This is a genomic window from Streptomyces sp. NPDC056835, assembly GCF_042789485.1.
Classification (GTDB): domain Bacteria; phylum Actinomycetota; class Actinomycetes; order Streptomycetales; family Streptomycetaceae; genus Streptomyces.
The window spans coordinates 92337-114755 of record NZ_JBHUBB010000021.1 but is presented as its reverse complement, the minus strand read 5'-3'; the positions used below and the strand labels follow the sequence as shown (position 1 = coordinate 114755).

Annotated in this window: 18 protein-coding genes; 12 read left to right on the top strand and 6 right to left on the bottom strand. The window is 71.0% G+C overall.

The window, feature by feature from the left end:
• The first annotated feature begins 8 nt into the window (after positions 1-8).
• On the top strand, positions 9-326 hold the full coding sequence (locus ACFRMN_RS24040) for a hypothetical protein (RefSeq protein ID WP_383022695.1): 318 nt from the start codon (positions 9-11) through the stop codon (positions 324-326).
• Between the two features lie 56 nt (positions 327-382).
• On the opposite strand, the gene ACFRMN_RS24035 is transcribed toward ACFRMN_RS24040, so the two are convergent.
• On the bottom strand, positions 383-3838 hold the full coding sequence (locus ACFRMN_RS24035; RefSeq protein WP_383022694.1) for a S41 family peptidase: 3456 nt from the start codon (positions 3836-3838) through the stop codon (positions 383-385).
• A 203-nt stretch (positions 3839-4041) separates the two neighbouring features.
• On the opposite strand from ACFRMN_RS24035, the gene ACFRMN_RS24030 reads away from it, so the two are divergent.
• Positions 4042-4614, top strand: coding sequence for a TetR/AcrR family transcriptional regulator (locus tag ACFRMN_RS24030; RefSeq protein ID WP_383022692.1), 573 nt, complete (start codon positions 4042-4044; stop codon positions 4612-4614).
• A 104-nt stretch (positions 4615-4718) separates the two neighbouring features.
• A complete protein-coding gene (locus tag ACFRMN_RS24025) occupies positions 4719-6956 on the top strand; it encodes an MMPL family transporter (RefSeq protein WP_383022690.1) in 2238 nt (745 codons plus the stop codon).
• Between the two features lie 136 nt (positions 6957-7092).
• Here the strand turns inward: ACFRMN_RS24025 and ACFRMN_RS24020 are convergent, their stop codons facing one another.
• Positions 7093-7506, bottom strand: a complete 414-nt coding sequence (locus ACFRMN_RS24020) for an SsgA family sporulation/cell division regulator (protein WP_383022689.1) — start codon at positions 7504-7506, stop codon at positions 7093-7095.
• Positions 7507-7802: 296 nt separating this feature from the next.
• Between ACFRMN_RS24020 and ACFRMN_RS24015 the strand changes: the two genes are divergently transcribed.
• The 5 genes from ACFRMN_RS24015 (at position 7803) to ACFRMN_RS23995 (ending at position 12442) form a co-directional block, all read left to right on the top strand.
• Entirely contained in the window at positions 7803-8852 is a 1050-nt protein-coding gene (locus ACFRMN_RS24015) for an energy-coupling factor ABC transporter permease (RefSeq protein WP_383022688.1), read from the top strand.
• Between the two features lies 1 nt (position 8853).
• Positions 8854-9615 carry a cobalt ECF transporter T component CbiQ gene (cbiQ, locus tag ACFRMN_RS24010; RefSeq protein ID WP_383022686.1) on the top strand — a complete coding sequence of 254 codons (762 nt, stop codon included), beginning with the start codon at positions 8854-8856 and terminating at the stop codon, positions 9613-9615.
• Positions 9612-10394, top strand: a complete 783-nt coding sequence (locus ACFRMN_RS24005) for an energy-coupling factor ABC transporter ATP-binding protein (protein ID WP_383022685.1) — start codon at positions 9612-9614, stop codon at positions 10392-10394. Before cbiQ ends, ACFRMN_RS24005 begins: the two co-directional genes overlap by 4 nt.
• Positions 10395-10470: 76 nt before the next feature.
• Positions 10471-11682 carry a serine hydrolase domain-containing protein gene (locus tag ACFRMN_RS24000; protein ID WP_383022683.1) on the top strand — a complete coding sequence of 404 codons (1212 nt, stop codon included), beginning with the start codon at positions 10471-10473 and terminating at the stop codon, positions 11680-11682.
• Positions 11669-12442, top strand: a complete 774-nt coding sequence (locus ACFRMN_RS23995) for an SDR family NAD(P)-dependent oxidoreductase (RefSeq protein WP_383022681.1) — start codon at positions 11669-11671, stop codon at positions 12440-12442. The genes ACFRMN_RS24000 and ACFRMN_RS23995 overlap by 14 nt, the downstream gene beginning before the upstream one ends.
• Before the next feature lie 137 nt (positions 12443-12579).
• On the opposite strand, the gene ACFRMN_RS23990 is transcribed toward ACFRMN_RS23995, so the two are convergent.
• The 4 genes from ACFRMN_RS23990 to ACFRMN_RS23975 form a co-directional block, all read right to left on the bottom strand.
• Positions 12580-13737: a DUF1259 domain-containing protein gene (locus ACFRMN_RS23990; protein WP_383022679.1), complete on the bottom strand. Its 1158-nt coding sequence runs from the start codon at positions 13735-13737 to the stop codon at positions 12580-12582.
• Positions 13738-13922: 185 nt separating this feature from the next.
• Positions 13923-14774: an EamA family transporter gene (locus tag ACFRMN_RS23985; protein ID WP_383022678.1), complete on the bottom strand. Its 852-nt coding sequence runs from the start codon at positions 14772-14774 to the stop codon at positions 13923-13925.
• A complete protein-coding gene (locus ACFRMN_RS23980; RefSeq protein WP_383022676.1) occupies positions 14771-16411 on the bottom strand; it encodes a penicillin-binding transpeptidase domain-containing protein in 1641 nt (546 codons plus the stop codon). Before ACFRMN_RS23980 ends, ACFRMN_RS23985 begins: the two co-directional genes overlap by 4 nt.
• A 246-nt stretch (positions 16412-16657) precedes the next feature.
• Positions 16658-18376 carry a dolichyl-phosphate-mannose--protein mannosyltransferase gene (locus ACFRMN_RS23975; protein ID WP_383022675.1) on the bottom strand — a complete coding sequence of 573 codons (1719 nt, stop codon included), beginning with the start codon at positions 18374-18376 and terminating at the stop codon, positions 16658-16660.
• Positions 18377-18429: 53 nt separating this feature from the next.
• Here ACFRMN_RS23975 and rsmI point away from each other — a divergent pair, with 53 nt between their 5' ends.
• From rsmI to ACFRMN_RS23955, 4 genes are all read left to right on the top strand, one after another.
• On the top strand, positions 18430-19356 hold the full coding sequence (gene rsmI, locus ACFRMN_RS23970) for a 16S rRNA (cytidine(1402)-2'-O)-methyltransferase (RefSeq protein WP_383022674.1): 927 nt from the start codon (positions 18430-18432) through the stop codon (positions 19354-19356).
• A 127-nt stretch (positions 19357-19483) separates the two neighbouring features.
• Positions 19484-19942 carry a hypothetical protein gene (locus tag ACFRMN_RS23965; RefSeq protein ID WP_383022672.1) on the top strand — a complete coding sequence of 153 codons (459 nt, stop codon included), beginning with the start codon at positions 19484-19486 and terminating at the stop codon, positions 19940-19942.
• A 127-nt stretch (positions 19943-20069) separates the two neighbouring features.
• Entirely contained in the window at positions 20070-20939 is an 870-nt protein-coding gene (locus ACFRMN_RS23960; protein ID WP_383022670.1) for a TatD family hydrolase, read from the top strand.
• Positions 20940-21107: 168 nt separating this feature from the next.
• A complete protein-coding gene (locus ACFRMN_RS23955; RefSeq protein WP_383022668.1) occupies positions 21108-22397 on the top strand; it encodes a ubiquitin-like domain-containing protein in 1290 nt (429 codons plus the stop codon).
• The last annotated feature ends 22 nt before the right edge of the window (positions 22398-22419 follow it).

Sequence of the window (22419 nt, the reverse complement as noted above, 5' to 3'; positions counted from 1 at the left end):
GACATTCCATGGCTATTGCCGATCAGTTCAAGGACAAGGCCGAAGAGCTGGCCGCCCAGCAGGCGAATGCGCGGCAGGGCGACAAGAAGGACGACCGGACGCAGCAGCCCGGCCGCCCCGGCCAGCCCGACCGCGGTGCGCAGCCTGGTTCACCGGCCAGGGACCGCAACCAGGGGCAGCACGACGCCCCGCAGCACAACGCGCAGAACGACGCGCAGAACGACGTCCAGCACAACGTGCAGCACGACGCGCACAACGTGCAGCCGAACGCGCAGAACAGGGCGCAGAACGCGCGCGATGACCTGGACGACCGCTTCGACGCCTGAGTGAATGGCTTGATGACAGCGAGGCGCACCCGGTTTCCGCCGGGTGCGCCTCCTCTTTATGTGCGCGCTTTGTGTGTGCGCGTTGTGTCGCCGCGCGCTTTCCGCGTGCGCGGCGGCAGGGGCGGGCGGCGCAGGTCCGGGACCGCCCCGTACCCCGGCGGTGTCGAGGCCGGATGCCCGGCCAGCAGGTCGAGCGCCACCCAGACCGCGTCGTCCAGCTGGGCGTGCCGGCCCTCCGCCCAGTCGAGGGGGGTACGCAGGGCCTCGATGTCCGGTTCCACGCCGTGGTTCTCGATGGACCAGCCGTACGCGTCGAACCAGGCGGCGTTCATGGGCACCGTGATGACCGTCCCGTCGCCGAGCCGGTGCCGTCCCGTCATCCCGACCACCCCGCCCCAGGTGCGCTGGCCGACCACCGGGCCGAGGTTCAGCAGCCGGAAGGCCGCGGTGATCATGTCGCCGTCGGACGAGGTCGCCTCGTCGGCGAGCGCGACGACCGGGCCGCGCGGCGCGTTCGACGCGTACGAGACGGGCTGGGCGTCGCGCGTCAGGTCCCAGCCGATGATCCGGCGGGTCAGCTTCTCGACGACCAGCTCGCTGATGTGGCCGCCCGCGTTGCCCCGTACGTCCACGATCAGCGCGGGGCGCGAGACCTCAAGGCGCAGATCCCGGTTGAACTGGGCCCAGCCGGAGCCGCCCATGTCGGGGATGTGCAGATAGCCGCATCTGCCGCCGCTGATCTCCCGTACGGCCTCCCGGCGTTTGGCCACCCAGTCCTGGTAGCGCAGCGGGCGTTCGTCGATGAGCGGGACGACCGCGACGCGGCGGGAGGGGCGGTCGCGCTCCGCGGGCCGGAAGGTCAGCTCGACGGTCGTGCCCCCGGCGGCGGAGAGCAGCGGGTAGGGACCGGCCACCGGGTCGACCGGCCGTCCGTCCACATGGGTCAGGACCGAGCCCTCGCGGATGCCCGTACCGGCCAGCGGTGAGCGCGCCTTGGAGTCGGAGGAGTCGCCCGGCAGGATCCGTTTGATCATCCACTCGCCGTTCCGGCAGACCAGATTGGCGCCGAGCAGACCGATCGGACGCTGGTAGTGCGGCGGCCCCTCGTTGCGGCGGGCCGGGGTGACATAGGCGTGGGAGGTGCCCAGTTCGCCCAGGACCTCGCGCAGCAGATCGGCGAACTCGTCGGGGGAGCTGACCCGTTCGACCAGCGGACGGTACTGGTCGAGCACTCCGTCCCAGTCGATGCCGCACATGTCCGGCTCCCAGAAATAGGCCCGGATGACGCGCCCCGCCTCGTCGAACGCCTGGCGCCACTCCGCCCCGGGGTCGACATCGTGCAGGATCCGGCGCATGTCGAGATAGACGGTCGTATCGCCGTCGCCCGGCTCGGTGGCGGGTACGGCGCGCAGTTCGCCGCTGTCCACGACCACCAGCCGGGAGCCGTCGCCGCTCGGCACGAACCAGTCGAGATGGCCGACGAGTTCGCTCTTGCGCGCCTTCGTGATGTCGAAGTGTTCGAGGGTGGGGCGGCCCGACATGTCGGCGGGGTTGGCGAACGTCTCGCCGAGCGCGCCGGAGATCGGCCAGCGCAGCCAGACCAGACCGCCGCCGCTGACCGGATACATCGCGGAGTACTTGGACGCGGTGACGGGGAACGGGGTGACGCGGTCGGCCAGCCCCTCGACCTCGACCGTGACCGTACCGTCGCCGGACTCGCCGACGGACGGATCGAGTCCGCCGGCCGCGGGGCGGCCCTCCGGCGACAGCGCGAAGGGCGACGGGGTCGCGGAGGAGAGCGGTACGAGGTAGGGGCGGCAGCCCAGCGGGAAGGAGAGGTCGCCGGTGTGCACGTCGTACACCGGGTCGAAGCCGCGCCAGGACAGGAACGCGAGATAGCGGCCGTCGCTGGTGAAGACCGGATTCTCGTCCTCGAAACGGCCGTTGGTGACGTCCACGACCGTACGGGCGAAGCTGCCGGCGATCTTGGCCAGTTTGATCTGCCGGAGGGAGCGGCCGATGCCGGGGTGCGACCAGGTCAGCCAGTCGCCGTCGGGCGAGAAGGCGAGGTCGGTGACGGCGCCGTTGATGGAGCGGATGAGTTCGGTGACGGGTTCTGGGGTGGGTGCCGGCGCGGCGGGGGTGGCGTCCGGTGGTGGTGTGGTGGTGCGGGGCGTCGGCTCGGATTCTGCTGTCGGCTCTTGTTCCGGTTCTGGTGCCGACTCCGGTTCCGGTTCTGCTTCCGATTCCGGTTCCAGTTCCGGTTCCGCTGTGTCTATCAGCAGCAGCCTGCCGTCGTGCGAGGCGATCGCGATCCGCTCCCCGTCCGGGTCCGCCACCATCTCCCGTACGCGGCCCAACTGCCCGGAGGCCAGCCGCCGCGGCTGCCGCTCACCGCTCGCCCTGGGCAGATACGCGATCTCGATCGCGTCCTCGCCCTCCGCGTCGGTGACGTACGCGACCTGGCCGCTGTCGCCGAGCATCACGGGGAACCGGACCCGGACGCCGGGGGTGTCCGCGATCGTGCGCGCCGGGCCGTCACGGTGGGTCAGCCAGTACAGGCTGCCGCGTACGGAGACGGCGCTCGCCCGGCCGGTCGTGTCCACGGAGATCCCGGCGACATGGCTGCTGGCCGGGACCTGGTAGCCGCGCCGTCCCGCGCGCTGTCCGCCCAGCCGTACCTCCAGCTTGCGCGGCACCGAGTCGGGCGTCAGCGCGTCGACCAGCCAGAGGTCCCCCGCGCACTGGTAGACGACCCGGCGCCCGTCGGACGAGGCGTGGCGGGCGTAGAAGGCGTCGTGGTCGGTGTGCCGGTGCAGATCGGTGCCGTCGGGACGGCAGGAGTAGAGGTTGCCGACGCCCTCGTGGTCGGAGAGGAACGCGATCCGGCCGTCCACGAACATCGGGCAGTCCAGATGGCCGCCGAGGTCCGCGAGCAGCCGCTCGCCGTGCAGCCAGAGCCGGCCCATCGCGCCGCCGCGGTACCGCTTCCAGGCGGCGGGCTCGTGCGGCGGCTTTCCGGTGAGCAGGAGCGTACGGTGCTCGCCGTCGATGTCCGCGACGGCGATGTCATTGACCGGGCCCCAGGGCAGCGCGCCGCCGGGGGAGCCGTCGAGGGGGAGGCCGTAGGCCCAGGCGAAGTACGAGAACGGCTGGCCGTGCGAGGAGACCGCGAGGATCTGGGACTCGCCGTGCTTGTCGGGCGGCGTCCAGCCGCAGACGCGGGTGTCGGTGGCGCCCCAGTAGGTGAGCCGGCGGGCGGGTCCTCCGGCGACCGGGGCGAGATGGATCTCGGGGTCGAGGCTGCGCCAGGTCGTATAGGCGATGTGGCGGCCGTCGGGCGAGAAGCGGGGGTGGCCGACTCTGGTGCGGTCGACGGTGACCCGCCAGGCGCGCGCGGGCCGGTGCCCGGCCGGGACGAGGGGGGCGACCCAGAGGTCGTCCTCGGCGGCGAAGCACAGGGAATCGTCGTGAAGGTGCGGGAAGCGGAGATACGCGACGTCGTCACTCACCCACCCAATGCTGCACTTTCCACGCGTATAACGCCTCCCGGCCGGAGATTGTGGGCGTGGGTCGCCGTCTCGTGGGGCTGGATCCGGGTGCGGTCCTCCGCGGGAAAATATGGCGTAGCCCACAAGCGAAACGGTTTCGTTTCGCTCGGGCGTAGGGTTATCTTCGTACTGTACGAAACCGTTTCGTTTGGCAGGAGCAGATCGTGGCGCGCAGCAGGCTCACCCCCGAGCGTGAAGCCGAGTTGTACGCCGCCGTGCTCGATCTGCTGCGCGAGGTCGGTTATGACGCCCTCACCATGGACGCCATCGCCGCCCGCACCCGGTCCAGCAAGGCCACCCTCTACCGCCAGTGGGGGAGCAAGCCCGAGCTGGTCGCCCATGCGATGCGGCACAACAAGCCGATCAAGATCCTCGACGTGGACACCGGCTCACTGAGCGGTGACTTCCACGCCGTGATGGCACACACCGACGACTGTCAGATGGAGAAGGACAGCGCGCTGATGCGAGGTCTTTTCCATGCCGTCCACGACAACCCCGATCTCCTTCAGGCGCTCCGTGAGCTCCTGATCGAGCCCGAGCTCAACGGGCTCGCGGAGGTTCTCCAGCGTGCTGTGGACCGCGGCGAGGTCGCCGCGGACAACCCCGCGCTGAAGTACGTCACACACATGCTGGTCGGCGCCATCGTCGCCCGGCAGCTGATCGAGGACCGGTCGCCCGACCGGGACTTCCTCACCTCGTATTTCGACGCCGTGATCCTCCCCGCCCTCGGCGTCTGACAGTCCCCCTCAGCACCCGCAATACCTGACGCGTGCCGCTCTCTCGCCGTCGGGCCGGCTCCCCATGCCCTCAGATCCATTCACAGACCCGGGAGTACGCCCTCGTGGCCACGTTCCTCTACAAGCTCGGACGGTTCGCTTTCCGGCGCCGCAACTTTGTCGCCCTGGTATGGGTGGCACTGCTCGCGCTCGCCGGGGTCGCAGCCGCCTCCGCGTCCACGCCCACGTCAAGTTCCTTCTCGATACCGGGGACGGAGGCCCAGAAGGCCTTCGACCTGTTGGAAGAGCGCTTCCCAGGAGCCAGTGCCGACGGTGCGACCGCTCGGGTCGTCTTCAAGGCGCCGGCCGGCGAGAAGATGACCGACGCCGGTCACAAGGCCGAGGTCGGCAAGATCGTCGATGAGCTGTCGGGCGGGTCCGGCCAGGTCGGCTCCGTGACCGATCCGTACACCGCGAACGCCGTCTCGAAGGACGGTACGACGGCGTACGTCCAGGTCTCGTACAAGGTCACCTCGATGGAGCTGACCGACGAGACCCGTACCGCGCTGGAGGAGACCGGCGCCGAGGCGCGGGCGCAGGGGCTGACGGTGGAGGTCGGCGGGGACGCGCTCCAGGCCACCCCCGAGATGGGGTCCACGGAGATCATCGGTGTGGCCGTCGCCGCGGTGGTGCTGGTCATCACGTTCGGTTCGCTGATCGCGGCGGGGCTGCCGCTGCTGACCGCGCTCATCGGGGTCGGCGTCGGGGTCTCCACGATCACCGCGCTGGCCGGCGTGCTCGACCTGGGCTCCACCACCTCCATCCTGGCGATGATGATCGGCCTCGCGGTCGGGATCGACTACGCGCTGTTCATCGTCTCCCGCTACCGGGCCGAGCTGGCCGAGGGCAGGGAGCGCGAGGAGGCGGCGGGACGGGCCGTCGGCACCGCCGGGTCGGCCGTGGTGTTCGCCGGTCTGACCGTGGTGATCGCGCTCGCCGGGCTGTCCGTCGTCAATATCCCGATGCTCACCAAGATGGGTCTCGCCGCCGCCGGTACGGTCGTGATCGCCGTCCTCATCGCGCTCACCCTCATCCCCGCGACGCTGGGCTTCGTGGGCAAGCGGGTGCACGGCCGCAAGGACCGCAGGGCCATGGACGCCAAGGCCGCGGGCGGCGAGGAGACAGCGAAGCCGAACATGGGTACCCGCTGGGCGCGCCTCGTGCTGCGCCGTCCGGTCGCCGTCCTGGTCACGGCCGTTCTGGGCCTCGGGGCCATCGCGATCCCGGCCGCCTCGCTGGAGCTGGGGCTGGGCGACGACGGTACGCAGCCGCCGAGCACCACCCAGCGCAAGGCGTACGACCTGCTCTCCGACGGGTTCGGCCCCGGGTTCAACGGGCCGCTGATGGTCGTCGTGGACGGCAAGGCCAATGACAACGCCAAGGCGGCGGCCACCGAGCTGTCGGACACGGTGAAGAAGCTGGACGGCGTCGCCGTCGTCACTCCGTCCACCCTCAACAAGGCGGGCGACACCGCGACCATCACGGTGATCCCCGAGGACCGCCCCTCCTCGGTCAAGACCGAGGACCTGGTCCACTCCATCCGGGACACCGGCGGGGAGATCAAGGCGGACAGCGGTGCCCAGGTCCTGGTCACCGGTTCCACCGCGATGAACATCGACTTCTCGCAGAAGATGAACGACGCGCTGCTGCCCTATCTCGCGCTCGTCGTAGGACTCGCCTTTCTGCTGCTGGTGCTCGTCTTCCGCTCCGTGCTCGTACCGCTCAAGGCGGCCCTCGGCTTCCTGCTCTCCGTGGTCGCCGCCCTCGGCGCGGTCGTCGCGGTCTTCCAGTGGGGCTGGCTCGGCGGACTGCTCGGGGTCGAGCAGACCGGTCCGGTGATGTCGATGATGCCGATCTTCATGGTGGGCGTGGTCTTCGGTCTCGCCATGGACTACGAGGTCTTCCTCGTCACCCGGATGCGGGAGGCGTACGTCCACGGGGAGCGGCCCGGCGAGGCGATCGTCACCGGGTTCCGGCACGGTGCGCGGGTGGTCTCGGCCGCCGCGGTGATCATGATCGCGGTCTTCGCCGGCTTCATCGGCTCCAGCGAGTCGATGATCAAGATGATCGGCTTCGGGCTGGCCGTCGCGGTCTTCTTCGACGCGTTCGTGGTCCGGATGGCGATCGTGCCCGCGGTGCTCGCGCTGCTCGGCGACAAGGCGTGGTGGCTGCCGCGCTGGCTGGACAGGGCGCTGCCCAACGTGGACGTGGAGGGTGAGGCGCTGCGCCAACGGCTCGGGGACGACGCGTCGCAGGGTCCGGACGGCGGGCCCGGCGCGGACCGTGAGCTCGTACGTGTCTGACCGCACATACCCCGGGGCCGCCGCATGAGCGGTGCGTGGCCCCGGATCGCGCCGGCGGCCGTGGGGACGGGAGCCGACGCGTGACACGCGGCCCGGTCGTACATCCTGAGGGGTGGCGGCCGGGCCGCTGTGTGTTTCAGGTTCGGTGGAGGAGCTTGCTCAGCTCGGTCTCGACCTCGATGTCGTGCCGCTCCTGGCCGACCGGGACCATCGTGTACGAACTGTTCAGGAACCGGCGCAGCGGCGCGGTGTCCAACTGGACCACCGCCACCCCGTCCGGCGAGTGGAACTCCAGCACGACCTGGGCCCGTCCGCACGGCCATATCTGGACGTCGCCCTCACCCGAGGGCAGTCGCAGGCCGGATTCGAGGAGATCGCGGGCGAAGGCCCAGACGACCTCGTCGTCGTCGAGGGAGACCTCGGGCGGGAACACGATACGTATGGCGAGTGGATCGGCGCCGTCATAGCGGAGCGTGACGGAAACGGGTTTGGGGTGGGGGGCGTCCGTGATGAGACGCGCGGTGGCGGGCTGTTCGATGACGGGTGACATCGACTGGCTCCTCGGTTTGCTGCGACGGCTGCTTGTGGCTGCTGTGCTGGGCGGAGTCGGGAGCGTGCCTCCTTGGTTAAGCGACTAACTGGGCGACTAACCGGACATTTAGCTCCTAATCATACAAAATATGCAGCATTTGTCCATCTTTGGCCATGGCTTTGCCGATCGCACACTTGCGGAATACCGTCCCGCCACCTTGCATGTCACCTGCTCTTGCGAATCTTTCGCAAGAAGGCACTATCAATCGAGCGGCTCAACACCGCGCCGTACGAGCAGGAAGCGGAGCCCCCGCCATGCATGTCCCCGACGGATTCATCGATCTGCCCGTCTCGGCCGCCACCGGTGCCGTCGCCGCGGGCGCCGTCGCGGTCAGCCTGCGCGGCGCACGCCGTGAGCTGGACGAGCGCACCGCGCCGCTCGCCGGACTCGTCGCCGCGTTCATCTTCGCCGTGCAGATGCTCAACTTCCCGGTGGCCGCCGGGACAAGCGGGCATCTGCTGGGCGGGGCGCTGGCCGCGATACTCGTCGGCCCCTATACCGGGGTCCTCTGCGTCTCCGTCGTCCTGCTGATGCAGGGCATCCTCTTCGCGGACGGCGGACTCACCGCGCTCGGGGTGAACATCACCGACATGGCCGTGGTGACGATCGTCGTCGCGTACGCGCTCTTCCGCGCGCTGGTGAAGATCCTGCCCCGTACGCGCCGTTCGGTGACCGCCGCGTCCTTCGTCGCTGCGCTGGTCTCCGTACCGGCCGCCGCCCTCGGCTTCACCTTCTTCTACTGGATCGGCGGAACGACCGACATCCCGATCGGCAAGGTGCTGACCGCAATGGCCGGGGTGCATGTGCTCATCGGTATCGGCGAGGCCGCCATCACCGCGCTGACGGTCGGCGCGGTCATCGCCGTACGGCCCGACCTCGTGTACGGCGCCCGGGGGCTGTCCGCGCCGCTGAAGCTGCGGGTGGGCGGGGAACTGGTCGACGCCGCTCCCGCGCCGGAACCCGCGCCGGTGGCCGCGCGCTCCACCCGTAAGGTCTGGGCGACCGGGCTGGTCACGGCGCTCGTCCTGGCCGGATTCGTCTCCTTCTACGCCTCCGCCAGCCCCGACGGACTGGAGAAGGTCGCCGCAGACCAGGGCATCGACCGCAAGACCGAGCCGCACCACGCCGCAGACTCGCCGCTCGCCGACTACGGCGTCAAGGACGTCGACGACGCCCGGATCTCCGGCGGGCTCGCCGGACTGATCGGGGTGGGCGCGACGGTGGTCGTCGGCAGTGGCGTCTTCTGGGCGGTACGAAGGCGCCGTACGGCCGCGGACCCCGCGCCGGCGATCGGGAACGTCTGACATGGGCGCGGGACATGCTCACACGCTCTACCGGCACGGACACTCGCCGGTCCACGCGCTGCCCCCGCACTGCAAACTGGCCGCCGTCTTCTGCTTCGTGCTCGTGGTGGTCTCGACGCCGCGCGAGGCGGTCTGGGCGTTCGCGCTGTACGCCGTGCTGCTCGCGGCCGTCACACGGGTGGCCCGTATCCCCGCCGGTGTGCTGCTGCGCCGGCTGCTGATCGAGGTCCCGTTCGTGGCCTTCGCGTTTCTCATGCCCTTCGTGGTCCCCGGCGACCAAGTCCGCTTCCTGGGACTGTCGTTGAGCGTTCCCGGGCTCTGGGGCGCCTGGAACGTCCTCGCGAAGGGGACGCTGGGCGTCGCCGCGTCCGTGATCCTCGCCTCCACGACCGAGCTGCGCTCCCTGCTGCTCGGTCTCCAGCGGCTGCGGCTGCCACCGCTGCTGGTGCAGATCGCCTCCTTCATGATCCGTTACGGCGATGTCATCACCGACGAGATGCGGCGGATGTCGGTCGCCCGGCGCTCGCGCGGCTTCGAGGCCCGGGGCGTCCGGCACTGGGGCGTCCTCGCCAAATCCGCCGGCGCGCTCTTCATCCGCTCCTACGAGCGCGGTGAGCGCGTCCATCTGGCGATGGTCAGCAGGGGGTACGCGGGCACCATGCCGGTCATCGACGAGGTGACCGCGTCCCGGGCGCAGTGGACGTACGCCGCCGCCCTCCCCGTGACGGCGCTCGCCGTCTGTCTGCTTGGCTGGACCCTATGACCGAGCTTCCCGTCCCCGCCGCGCCCGTGTCCCTTGAGGTCAGCGGGCTCGCGTACGCCTATCCCGACGGCCACCAGGCCCTCTTCGGTGTCGATCTGACCGTCGGACGCGGTGAGCGGGTGGCGCTGCTCGGGCCCAACGGCGCGGGCAAGACCACGCTCGTCCTGCATCTCAACGGCATCCTCACCGCCGGGGCCGGTTCGGTCGCGGTCGCCGGGGTGCCGGTGGCGAAGCGGAATCTGGCCGAGATCCGCCGCCGGGTCGGCATCGTCTTCCAGGACCCGGACGACCAGCTGTTCATGCCGACGGTGCGCGAGGACGTGGCCTTCGGCCCGGCGGCCTCCGGGCTGCGCGGCCCCGAGCTGGAGGCCCGGGTCACCGCCGCGCTCGGCCAGGTCGGGATGGCGGAGTACGCGGACCGGCCGCCGCACCACCTCTCGTTCGGGCAGCGCCGCCGGGTCGCGGTGGCGACCGTCCTCGCGATGGAGCCGGAGATCCTGGTACTCGACGAGCCCTCGTCCAATCTCGACCCGGCGTCCCGGCGTGAACTGGCCGACATCCTGCGGGCGCTGGACATCACCGTACTGATGGTGACGCACGACCTGCCGTACGCTCTCGAACTCTGTCCGCGTGCGGTGATCCTGAGCGAGGGCGTCATCGTGGCGGACGGGCCCACGGGGCAACTCCTCGGGGACGAGGAGCTGATGGGCGCGCACCGGTTGGAGCTGCCGTTCGGTTTCGACCCGCGTTCCGTCTCGCCGGGACACGTTGCACCATAGAGAGGTCGCGCCGCCGGGGCGTGGCCGGACGACGAGCGGTACGAGGCGTGGGTACCGCCGGGGCGGGAGTGCGGGCGTGGACGTCCAGGGCACGGTGGAGGCGGGCTTCGAGCCGGTCAGGGACGCGTTCGTACGGAACTTCGAGCGGCTGGGAGAACGGGGCGCGGCCGTCGCCGTGTACCGGGACGGGCGCAAGGTCGTCGACCTGTGGGCGGGCACCCGCGATGTCACCGGCCAGGAGCCGGGAGACGGGAACGGGAACGCGGACGCGGCGCCGTGGGCCGTCGACACGGCGCAGGTCGTCCGTTCCGCCACGAAGGGCGTCGCCGCCGCCGTACCGCTGCTGCTGCACCAGCGAGGGCAGATCGACCTCGACGCCCCGGTCGGCACGTACTGGCCGGAGTTCAAGGCCGCCGGCAAGGAGCGGGTGCTCGTACGCCATCTCCTGTCGCACCGCGCCGGGGTGCCGGTGCTCGACCGGCCGCTCACCCCGGCCGAGGCCATCGACGGGGAGTCGGGCGCGCGGGCCCTGGCCGCCCAGCGGCCGGAGTGGGAGCCGGGCACCGACCACGGCTATCACGCGCACACCTACAGCTGGCTGATCGCCGAACTGGTCAGGCGGGTCACCGGCCGCGGCGTGGGCCGGTGGATCGCCGAGGAGATCGCCCGGCCGCTGGGGCTGGACTTCTGGGTCGGGCTGCCCGCGGAGGAGGCCCACCGGGTCGGCCGGATCGGTCCGGTCGAGGAGCCGACGGCGGTCGGCGGCGCGCTCAGGCTGCGGCCCAAACGGTCCGTGTCGGAGGCGTACCGCGACGCGGAGTCCCTGACGCGGCGCGCGTTCGGCGTCATCGAACCGCGCCCCGACGAGAACGACCCGGCCTACCGCGCCGCCGAACTCCCCGCCTCCGGAGGCATCTCGACCGCCCGCGCGCTGGCCCGCTGCTACGCCGCGATGATCGGCCCCGTCGACGGTCACCGGCTGTTCGCCCCGGCGACGCTGACGCTCGCGCGTACGGAGGAATCGGCCGGCCCCGACCGGGTCCTGGTCGTCGCCACCCGCTTCGGTCTGGGCTTCATGCTGCACGGCCCGGCCGCCCCGCTGCTCGGCCCCGGCTCCTTCGGCCACCCGGGGCGCGGCGGCTCGCTGGGCTTCGCCGACCCGGAGTCGGGCATCGCGATGGGGTATGTGACCAACGGGATGCGCAAGGGAGTGACGGCCGATCCCCGCGCACAGGCTCTGGTGCGCGCGGTGCGGTCGGCGACATCATCGCCGGATGAAGCGATTTGACGGATACGGAGTTCTGATCACCGGAGCGGGCCAGGGGATCGGCGAGGCGACCGCGCGCAGGCTGGCGGAGGAGGGCGCGCGCGTCCTGGTGACGGATCTGGACGAGAAGCGGGCGGTGACGGCGGCGGAGTCCATCCCGGGCGCGGTCGCGCTCGGCTGTGATGTGGCCGACCGGGCGTCGGTGGAGGCGGCGGTGGCGTACGCGGCCGAGACCTTCGGCTCGCTGGACGTGCTGGTGAACAACGCGTACTCCTGTACGGAGGACGCGCCGCTGTTCGAGGACGAGCCGGATGAGGTCTGGGCGCTGGATCTCGACATCACCCTGACGGGCGCCTTCCGCTGCGCCCGCGCGGCGCTTCCCCATCTGGCGGCCTCGGGCCGGGGCGCGATCGTCTCGATCGGCTCGGTCAACGGCGAACAGGACTTCGGCAACCACGCCTACAGCGCGGCCAAGGCGGGCCTCACCAGCCTGACCCGTACGCTGGCGGGCCACGCGGCCCCGCGCGGCGTCCGCGTCAACCTCGTGGAGCCGGGCACGATCCATACCGGTGCCTGGTCGGGCCGCGAGGCGGAACTGGACCGCGCGGCGGCCCACTACCCGATGGGGCGGGTGGGCACGCCGGCCGATGTCGCGGCCGCCGTCGCGTTCCTGGCCTCTGCCGACGCCTCCTGGATCACGGGGGTGACGCTGCCGGTCGACGGCGGGATCCTGACGAGCAATCTGGGGCTGCGGAGGGCGATCGCGGGCGTGGAGCGGTGAGCGGGCGGGGGCAGGGGCAGGGGCAGGGGCAGGGGCGGGGACGGGGACGGAGCTCAAGCCGCTGCGGCGCCACGAGCCCCATCCCGCCCCAGTGGCCGTCGCGGGCCCGCGAAGATCGACCGGACAGGGCAATACACCTAGAGACCGCGCTCGCGCCGGACCTCGGCGACGTTGGTGGTGTCCACCACCTTGCGCAGGGTCCTGGCCAGTTCGACGGCGTCGCCCACGGCCCAGAGATGGATGAAGAACAGGCGGGGCTCGTCCCTGAGGCCGTGGTTGTGCAACTCGACCAGACCGATCCCGCCGCCCCGCAGGATCTTGATGACGTCCTGGACCTCCTCGGCGACCATCACGACATCGCCGTTGAGCGCGGCCCTGCCGCCGCCCAGGGGCTGGAAGATGAAGGCCGAGATCGTGCCCAGGCCGTGAGGCAGCGCCATGCCGCTGTCGATGATGACCTCACGGCGCGCGAAGGTGGCCTTGTAGACCCCGCCCTCCCTCCAGCCCTTCATGCCCAGCGCGGTATCGATGCCGTCGGTGTCCAGATCGATGGGCCCCGGCGGTCGTGGTGGCTCGGCGGGCGGGGCCGCCGTACGGTCGAGCGCCGCGCGCAGACCGCGGGCGATGGCCACCGGGTCCCGTCCGTGCGCGTGGACATGGGTCCACCAGACATCGGGGGAGTGGGCGAGCAGATGCTTGTGCAGCGCGGTCTGCTCGATGCCGTGCGCCTGGAGGACATCCGTCACCTCCTGAAGCTCACCCTCGGTCACCGTGAGATCGCCCATGACCAGCACGTTGCCGTCGGCGTAGCGGACAAAGGCCACGTGTGAGCCCAGGGCGAGTTCGGGCGAGACCGTAACTCCGTAGGAGACGACATCGAGGTCTCCGCGCGGAAAGTGGGTGTTGTACGCCTTGTCGCCCGCCATGGCGCCCGGCCGGCCCAGCGCCCGCGCGACCTGCTGCCAGTCGGCCGGGGTGGTGGTCACCGGCTGGACCGGCTCGTGCTGGTGACCGCCGCCCTTCACCGTGGCGGTGGCCGGCCCCGGGGAGTCGGCGCGGGCGGCGGTGGCGCCGATCCCGGCCAGCAGCGGCGCCAGCGCGGCGGCCGTGGTCAGCAGGAGACGCCGCGGCGTCTCCGATCGGTGGTCAGCGTCCGTGTCCGGGTCCGGGTCCTGGGTCTCGCCATGGTCCCGCTCCTGGTCCCGCTCCTGGTCCCGGTCCGTGTCCCGGCCCTGGTCCCGGTCGCTGTCAGGTGTGTCGTGGTCGTCCGTGGCTTCGTCTGGTTGTCCGCTCATCACATTGATACCTCCGTGACGAGAGGAGAACATGAGCGACCGGAGAAAACGGGATCTGCCGGGAGCTGTCCGGTGAGTGTTGCCAAAGTGGCACCGTCCGGACCAAAAGCCGCGCGGACCGGACTTGAGGGGCGGTCAGCGCCCGCGCCGCCGTGTCCCCGACGCCACGGGCCGGGTCCGGCGTATCAACCCGCGTGCAGCATCAGCCCGATACCCACCACCATCAGAGACGCCGCCGCGATTCTCGGCGCGCCGAAGCGCTCCTTGAAGAAGACCGCCCCCATGGCCGCGCCGACGATGATGGACGACTCCCGTAGGGCGGCGATCGGGGCGAGCGGGGCGCGGGTCTGCGCCCACAGGACCAGGCCGTACGCCAGCATGGAGAGGGCCGCGCCGAGCAGCCCCCGCGCCGCGTGGGGCCGTAGCTGGGCGAGGAGCCGGCCCCGGCGCGCGTACAGGGCGTACGCCGGGATCATGAGGCCTTCGAGGATCATCAGCCAGGCGATATAGCCCAGCGGCGTGCCCGATTCGCGTACCCCCACCCCGTCCACCACCGTGTACGCGGCGATCGACAGGCCCGTCGCGAGCGCGGCCAGCAGCGCCGGCCACTGGGGGGTGCTGCCCGAGCCCCTGATGCCCCGGAGCGCGAGACCGACCAGCCCCGCCGAGGCGACGACGACGCCCGCCGCCTGCCAGGCGTCCAGCGACTCCCCGACGAAGACGGCGGCCACTACGGTCACCACGAGCGGCGCCGTACCGCGCGCGATCGGGTACATCTGGCCGAAGTCGCCCAGGCTGAACGAGCGCATCAGCAGCACCTGGTAGCCGATGTGCAGCAGCGCGGAGACGATCAGATACGGCCAGGCCGCCGTGTGCGGCAGGGGCGTGAAGCAGGCGATGACGGCGCCGATCACCGCCGCGCCCCCGCCGATCAGAGTGAAGGCGACCAACTGGTCCTTGATCGTGTGCGCGAGGGCGTTCCAACTGGCGTGGACGAGGGCGGCGATGAGGACCGCGACGGCGACGAGTGGCGTCACCCCGCGGCCAGCACCGACGCCACCACCGGGCCCGCCGCGTCGCCGCCGTGGCCGCCGGCCTGGACGACCGCCGCCGCCGCGAGATCGTTCTGGTAGCCCGTGAACCAACTGTTGGAGGTGGCCTGGCCGTCGACCTCCGCGGAACCGGTCTTCGCGCCCTTGTCGCCGCCGAGCCCGGACATCGCGTTCGCGGCCGTACCGCTCGTGGCCGTGACCCGCATCATGCCGCGCAGCTGGCTCGCCACGTTGTACGGCAGCGAGCGCGCGGCGGTGGCCAGTTCCCGGTCGTCCAGTGAACGCGGCACGATGACCGGCTGCTTGAACGAACCGTTCTTGGCGGTGGCCGTGATGGACGCCATGTTGAGGACGTTCATCTGGACCGTGCCCTGCCCGATGTACTGCGCCGCCGCCTCACCGCCGGTCGCGGCCGGCACGCTGCCGTCGAAGGACGCGACACCGGTCTTCCAGTTGTCGAGGCCGATGCCGAAGACCTCCTCGGTCTCGGCCTTCAGCGCGGCGTCGTCCTTGGTGTCGTCGATCAGCTTGATGAAGGCGGTGTTGCAGGAGCGGGCGAAGCTCTGCGTGAACGTGCCGCCCGCGATGGAGAAACCGTCCAGGTTCGTGAACGTACGGCCCTGGTACATCGCTTCCTTGGGACACTCGGCCGACCGGTCGGCGGCCACGAGCCCCTTCTCCAGCAGCATCGCCGCGGTCACTATCTTCATCGTGGAGCCCGGTGCCTGCCTGCCGAGCATCGCCGCGTTCCAGCCGTCCTTACGGTTGTTGGCGACGGCCAGGATCTCGCCCGTACTCGGCTTGACGGCGGCGACCGACGCCTCGCTGTACTTCTTCACCGCCTGCTCGGCGGCGGCCTGCACGTTCGCGTCCAGCGTGGTCTTCAGCCGGCCCGCCGTGCCCTTGGAGAGCGTGAGCAGCGTCTCGTCCGGCACGCTCCCGGCGTCGCTCTTCAGCACCAGCTCGACACCGGACGAGCCGCCCGCGTCGGCGCCGTACCGCTTGCGCAGCTCGTCCAGGACCGGCCGGAGCGAGGGGTACTTCTCCTTCGTCAGCTCCGTGCCGTTGCGGTCGACGGCCTTGATCGGGGGCGTGGAAGCCTCGTTGGTGACGAGGCGGGTGTCCTTCGTCAGCTTCGGGTGGATGACGGCGGGCGCCCAGTCGACCAGCGGACGCCCGGTGGTCAGCCCGCGCACCACGGTCAGTTCCGAGGCGTACGACCAGGGCTTGGTCTTCCCGTCGAACGAGATGGTGGCCTTCACGGTGAACGGGACCTTGGCGCCGACCGCCTCACCCGGCGTGATCACCGCGTTGGTGACATGGGCCGTGTCGCGGTAGCCGCCGATGGCGGGCTCGGCGGTGGCCGGGTCGTTGGTCAGCTGGGCGACCGCGGCCGCGTCGTCCCCCTTCGCCCACCCCGTCAGGAAGTCCTTCGCGGCCTTGTCGACCTCGGCGGCGCTCAGCGGTCCGGTCCTGACCTCGCGCGTGGTGGTGGCGTCGCTGCCCGGGGACCCGTTGCCGCCGGTGAGCCCGCCGTACACGTTGTAGGCGCCGTACCCCACGCCGCCGGCGAAGACGGCGAACACCCCGCCTATTACGGCGATCTTGGCTCCGCTGCGCATGACTGCGGTCCCCTCCCCAGGAGCCCCCCTGAACTTCTGAACGCGTTCAAGGAGATATCACGCGCACTCTACGGGACGGGTGTGTCACGGGGGGCGAGCGCCGGCGAGTGTTACCGGACTGAGGCGCACCCTTGCCGTCACCGTTCCCTCGCCGTTTCCTCGTCGTTTCCTTGCCCCCTGTCCGACGCCCGACGCCCGACGCCCGACGCCCGACGCCCGACGCCCGACGTCCGACGCCCGACGTGGTCAGACCCAGGTGTCGAGCCACATCCGGTTGCGCCACGAGTCCAGCGGGATCGCCGTGCCCGTGTACAGCGGCCAGAAATAGATGAAGTTCCAGATGATCAGCAGGACCAGCACCCCGGCACCGACCGCGCCGATCGTCCTGCGTCTCTCGTCGGAGCCCGCCGGCCCCACGATCGCGCCGATCATCATCGTCACCGCGAGACAGATGAACGGGACGAAGACGACCGCGTAGAAGAGGAAGATCGTCCGCTCCTGGTACAGGAACCAGGGCACCCAGCCCGCCGCCACCGCGCAGGCGATCGCGCCCGCGCGCCAGTCGCGGCGGAAGAACCAGCGGTACAGGACGTAGCAGAGCGCGAGGGCCCCCGCCCACCACAGCAGCGGGGTGCCGATCGCCAGCACCTCGCGGGCGCATTTGCCGGCCGTGGACGCCGGGCAGCCGTCGGTGCCGGCCGCCGGGTCCTCGTAGAAGTACGAGACCGGACGGCCCAGGACGATCCAGCTCCACGGGTTCGACTGGTAGGTGTGCCCCGACGTCAGATTGACGTGGAAGCTGTAGACCTCGTTCTCGTAGTGCCAGAGGCTGCGCAGCCAGTCGGGCAGCCAGGTCCAGTGGCCGCCCTTGCCCGCCGTCTCGGCCCAGTTCCTGAAGTAGCCCTTGTCGGTGACGATCCAGCCGGTCCATGAGGCGATGTACGTGAGGATCGCGACCGGGACCGTCGAGAAGAAGGCCGGCACCAGATCGCGCCGGAACACCCCCCAGAACGGCCCCCCGCCCGCCGTACGGCGCGCGCCCAGGTCCCACACCACGGTCATGAGCCCGAAGGCGGCCAGGATGTAGAGCCCGTTCCACTTCGTCGCGAACGCCAGGCCGAGCATCAGTCCGGCCGCGATCCGCCACGGCCGCAGGCCGAGCCGCAGATTCTCCGCGATCTCCCTGTCCGGGCGCAGCACGCCCTCCTCGTCCACCGGGAGCGCCGCCGCCAGTCTCCGCCGTGCCCAGTCGCGGTCGATCAGCAGACAGCCGAAGGCGGCCAGTACGAAGAACATCAGCACGAGGTCGAGCAGGGCCGTACGGCTCATCACGAAGTGCAGGCCGTCCACCGCGAGCAGCGCGCCCGCCAGGCACCCCAGGAACGTGGAACGGAACAGCCGCCGCCCGATCCGGCACAGCATCAGCACGGAGAGCGTGCCGAGCACCGCCACCATGAAGCGCCAGCCGAAGGGGTTGAACCCGAAGAAGTGCTCGCCCAGGCCGATGACCCACTTGCCCACCGGCGGATGCACCACATAGCCGGGATCGGTCGGCACCGGGACGGAGGACGGGTCCTTCAGGATCGACTTGTCGATGTCCTTGGGCCAGCTGCCCTCGTACCCCTGGTTGACGAGCGCCCAGGCGTCCTTCGCGTAATACGTCTCATCGAATATCACCGCCTTGGGGCTGCCCAGGTTCCAGAACCGCAGTACCCCGGCGACCAGCGCCACGAGCAGCGGCCCGCCCCACGCGGACCAGCGGATCATCCGGTCCGCGAGCCGGGGAGGCACGCCGAGCACGGCCCACAGCCGCTCCGAGGGCCTGGTGTACGGCGGCACCAGCCGCTCGCGCAGCCCGGTCACCGGCCTGGGCACATGGCCGAATCGGCGCAGCCGCTGAGGCCATGAGGGCGGCTTGTCGCCGGCGTCGTGCCCGTGGAGGGCTTCTGGCGCAGTACTGGTCACCGCGCCATCGTAGGGAACGCCGCTGTGCGTGGGGTGCCTCGCGCCCTGCGAGGATGGCGGATGTGATTGGAACGCTGGTACTCGCAGGGACGCCCATCGGTGATGTCACGGACGCGCCGCCCCGGCTCTCCACCGAACTGGAGACCGCCGATGTGATCGCCGCGGAGGACACGCGGCGGCTGCGCAGGCTCACCCAGGCGCTCGGTGTGCGGACCACCGGCCGGGTCGTGTCGTACTTCGAGGGCAATGAGTCCGCGCGTACGCCGGAGCTGGTCGAGGCGCTGACGGGCGGGGCGCGGGTGCTGCTGGTCACGGACGCGGGCATGCCGTCCGTCTCCGACCCCGGCTACCGGCTGGTGGCGGCGGCCGTCGAGCGGGACATCAAGGTCACGGCCGTGCCGGGCCCGTCGGCCGTGCTGACCGCGCTGGCGCTCTCCGGGCTGCCGGTGGACCGTTTCTGCTTCGAGGGCTTCCTGCCCCGCAAGGCGGGCGAACGGCTCGGCCGGCTGCGGGAGGCCGCGGACGAGCGGCGCACGCTCGTCTACTTCGAGGCGCCGCACCGCCTGGACGACACTCTCGCCGCGATGGCCGAGGTCTTCGGAGCCGACCGCAGGGCGGCCGTCTGCCGCGAACTGACCAAGACGTACGAAGAGGTGCGGCGCGGCGGTCTCGGCGAGCTGGCGGCCTGGGCGGCCGAGGGCGTACGGGGAGAGATCACCGTGGTCGTGGAGGGCGCCCCGGAGCCGGTGCCCGGCGAGCTGGACCCCGAGGAGCTGGTGCGACGGGTGCGGGTGCGGGAGGAGGCGGGGGAGCGGCGCAAGGAGGCGATCGCGGCCGTCGCCGCCGAGGCGGGCCTGCCCAAGCGCGAGGTGTTCGACGCGGTCGTCGAGGCGAAGAACGCCGCGCGCACCGCCTCCGGAACAGCCCCCGGAACGGCCCCTGAGGGCAGGTCTTCCGCAGCGGGCAAAGGACCATCGTGAAATGTAAAGCGCAGACCGCGTACCGGGCCCTTTGGGCATGAGAAGGCCAAGACCAATCCATTAATCGACAGGGCTGATGCGCTCCCGCTGTTAAAGGCGTCCACTTGGTCAGTGGAGAGGAGCTGGCATGAGTGAGATCACGGGTACAGCCGTTGCCCACGAGGCATATGCCTTTTGTTGTATGCGCTGTGGGCACGGCTGGGAGCAGGCGTACGACATAGAGCACCACGTCGACGGCTCGGGCCACAATTTCGTCGTCTACAAGTCCGAGGGTGTGCGGGTACCTTCCCCGCTGTCCAGCCCGAATTGCGTCAACTGCGGGGGGCATGTCGTCCGCATCATGCGTTCCGGGCAGGTCTCTTCGGTACGGGCGCTCATGGCGGAGCAGCACCACCCGGCGAAGTCCAGGCGCGCCGCGGCTGCCGAGGAGATACCCGCGCAGGCGGGCGAGGAGATACCCGCCGGAACCGCCGGCGCCGCCCCGTCGGGGGAGGACGGGGCGACCGGGGCGGGCAGGGCGGCCAAGCAGCACCACTGGCATCTCTCCGACCTCCTGCACCCCTTCCAGCACCACCACCGCACGTGAGCCACCCCGAGTCACCGAACCACCCCGAGTCACCGAGCCACCCCGAGTCACCGAGTCGCCCGTACCACCGCGTGTGATCTCCCGGCGCATGTGATCCCGCGGGCGCGGCCCTCGTAGGATCGCGTCCATGAGTGCGAAACAAGCCCCGCCACCGCTGCCCGAGCCCCTTCGGGTGCCGGTCGCGGACGCGCACACCCACCTGGACATGCAGGACGGCACGGTTGAGGACGGTCTCGCCAGGGCCGCTTCGGTCGGTGTGACGACGGTGGTCCAGGTGGGGTGCGACATCAAGGGCTCGCGGTGGGCCGCGGAGACGGCGGCGGCATACGAGAACGTCCACGCGGCGGTCGCGCTGCACCCCAACGAAGCGCCGCGCATCGTGCACGGCGACCCCGACGGCTGGTCGCGGCAGGGGGCCCGCGAGGGCGGCGGCGACACGGCGCTGGACGACGCCCTGGCCGAGATCGACCGGCTGGCCGCGCTGGAGCCGGTACGGGCCGTCGGCGAGACGGGGCTCGATCACTTCCGTACGGGCCCCGAGGGCATGGCCGCCCAGGAGCGCTCCTTCCGCGCCCATATCGAGATCGCCAAACGCCACGGCAAGGCGCTCGTGATCCACGACCGCGAGGCGCACGCCGATGTGCTGCGTATCCTCGCGGAAGAAGGCGCTCCGGAACGCACGGTGTTCCATTGCTATTCCGGCGACGCGGAAATGGCCGGGATATGTGCGGCGGCCGGCTATTACATGTCGTTTGCGGGCAATGTCACATTCAAAAACGCTCAACCGTTGCGTGACGCGCTCACAGTAGCGCCATTGGAGCTTGTTCTCGTCGAAACGGACGCGCCCTTTCTCGCGCCGGCTCCCTATCGCGGCCGGCCCAATGCGCCTTATCTCATTCCGGTTACGTTGCGCGCCATGGCCGAGGTGCGGGGGATCGGCGAGGACGCCATGGCCGAGGCGATTTCCCGCAATGCGGCGCGTGCGTTCGGTTACTGACGCATAACGGACCGGGGGTGCCGGCGGGGGAGCGCAGGGTAGCGTCGGCACGCTGTGTAGTCGAGTCGCTTTGGAGAGTGACGGCGCCTCCATTAGTCTCCGTGGGCACCGCGGCCGGGAGCATCCGGGCCGCGGCGGACCGGACCGGACCGGATCTCGTGGAGCGTCGTGAGCAATGCGCAGGGCAGTCACCGTGCGGCACGGGGCGGGTTGGGCCGCCGTAAGACAGCACCGCCGGGGGCCGCACCGTCCGGAACCGCACCGTCCGGGGCCGCACCGACGCCCCGAGCCGTCCTGCTGCCCAAGGCCGCCCTGCCCAAGGCCGCCCTGCCCAAGGTCTCCCTGCCCAGGCCCGCCGCCTCCCCCGAGGCGCTGCGCCGGCTCGTCCCGCAGGCGCTCGTCGTCGCGTTCCTCGCCGGTGGCACCTCGGCGTTCCTCGTCAACGACAAGGCCGTGGAACTCACCGTCGACGGCGGCGAGCCGCGCACGCTGCACACCTTCGCCGGAGAAGTGGAGGAACTGCTCGCGCACGAGGGCGTGTCGGTCGGCGCGCACGACATCGTCGCCCCGGCGCCCGGCGCGGAGCTCGCGAACGGCGACGAGGTCGTCGTCCGCTACGGGCGGCCCGTCCTGCTCACCCTCGACGGACACCGGCGCCAGGTGTGGACGACGGCCCGCACCGTCGAAGGCGCGCTGCGCCAGCTCGGGGTGCGCGCGGAGGGCGCGTTCCTCTCCGTCTCGCGCTCGGCCGCGATCTCCCGTACCGGACTGGCCCTGGACGTACGGACCGAGCGCACCGTCACATTCATGGCGGACGGCCGTGAGCACACGATCCGTACCAACGCGGCGACCGTCGCGGAGGCCCTGGCGCGGGCCGGCCTCACGCTGCACGGGCAGGACACCACGTCCGTACCGCCGGACACCTTCCCGCGCGACGGCTCGACGATCACCGTCATGCGGATCACCGCCGGTGAGCGGGTACGCGACGAGCCCATCCCGTACGACACCGTACGGACCGAGGACCCCGGCCTCTTCCGGGGAACGGAGGTCGTCGACCAGCAGGGCAGGCCGGGCGCACGCCGGGTCACGTACGCCCTGCGCACGGTCAACGGCGTCAAGGAGAAGCCGCGGAAGATCCACGAAGAGGTGGTGCGCCGGGCGGTCGTCCAGCGGGTGAGGGTGGGTACGAAGACGGCGCCGGCCTCCGTGTCCGGCGCGGACGGGCTCAACTGGGCCGGGCTCGCCGCCTGCGAGTCGGGCGGCCGGCCGGGGGCGGTCGACGCGTCGGGGAACTACGGCGGGCTGTACCAGTTCGACACCGGCACCTGGCACGCGCTCGGCGGCAGCGGACGACCGCAGGACGCGCCGGCCGAGGAGCAGACGTACCGCGCGAAGAAGCTCTACGTGCAGCGGGGGGCGAGTCCCTGGCCCCACTGCGGCCGTAGGCTGACCGGGTGAGCACCACTGAGCCCGACGCCCC

Excerpts from the sequence above, each read along its gene's own strand:
- ACFRMN_RS23980 (WP_383022676.1), bottom strand. The coding sequence starts at position 16,411 with ATGCGCAGCGGAGCCAAGATCGCCGTAATAGGCGGGGTGTTCGCCGTC.
- ACFRMN_RS23995 (WP_383022681.1), top strand. The coding sequence starts at position 11,669 with ATGAAGCGATTTGACGGATACGGAGTTCTGATCACCGGAGCGGGCCAG.
- ACFRMN_RS24020 (WP_383022689.1), bottom strand. The coding sequence starts at position 7,506 with ATGTCACCCGTCATCGAACAGCCCGCCACCGCGCGTCTCATCACGGAC.
- ACFRMN_RS24005 (WP_383022685.1), top strand. The coding sequence starts at position 9,612 with ATGACCGAGCTTCCCGTCCCCGCCGCGCCCGTGTCCCTTGAGGTCAGC.
- ACFRMN_RS24015 (WP_383022688.1), top strand. The coding sequence starts at position 7,803 with ATGCATGTCCCCGACGGATTCATCGATCTGCCCGTCTCGGCCGCCACC.
- ACFRMN_RS24040 (WP_383022695.1), top strand. The coding sequence starts at position 9 with ATGGCTATTGCCGATCAGTTCAAGGACAAGGCCGAAGAGCTGGCCGCC.
- ACFRMN_RS23990 (WP_383022679.1), bottom strand. The coding sequence starts at position 13,737 with ATGAGCGGACAACCAGACGAAGCCACGGACGACCACGACACACCTGAC.
- cbiQ (WP_383022686.1), top strand. The coding sequence starts at position 8,854 with ATGGGCGCGGGACATGCTCACACGCTCTACCGGCACGGACACTCGCCG.
- ACFRMN_RS23965 (WP_383022672.1), top strand. The coding sequence starts at position 19,484 with ATGAGTGAGATCACGGGTACAGCCGTTGCCCACGAGGCATATGCCTTT.
- ACFRMN_RS23960 (WP_383022670.1), top strand. The coding sequence starts at position 20,070 with ATGAGTGCGAAACAAGCCCCGCCACCGCTGCCCGAGCCCCTTCGGGTG.
- rsmI (WP_383022674.1), top strand. The coding sequence starts at position 18,430 with ATGGCGGATGTGATTGGAACGCTGGTACTCGCAGGGACGCCCATCGGT.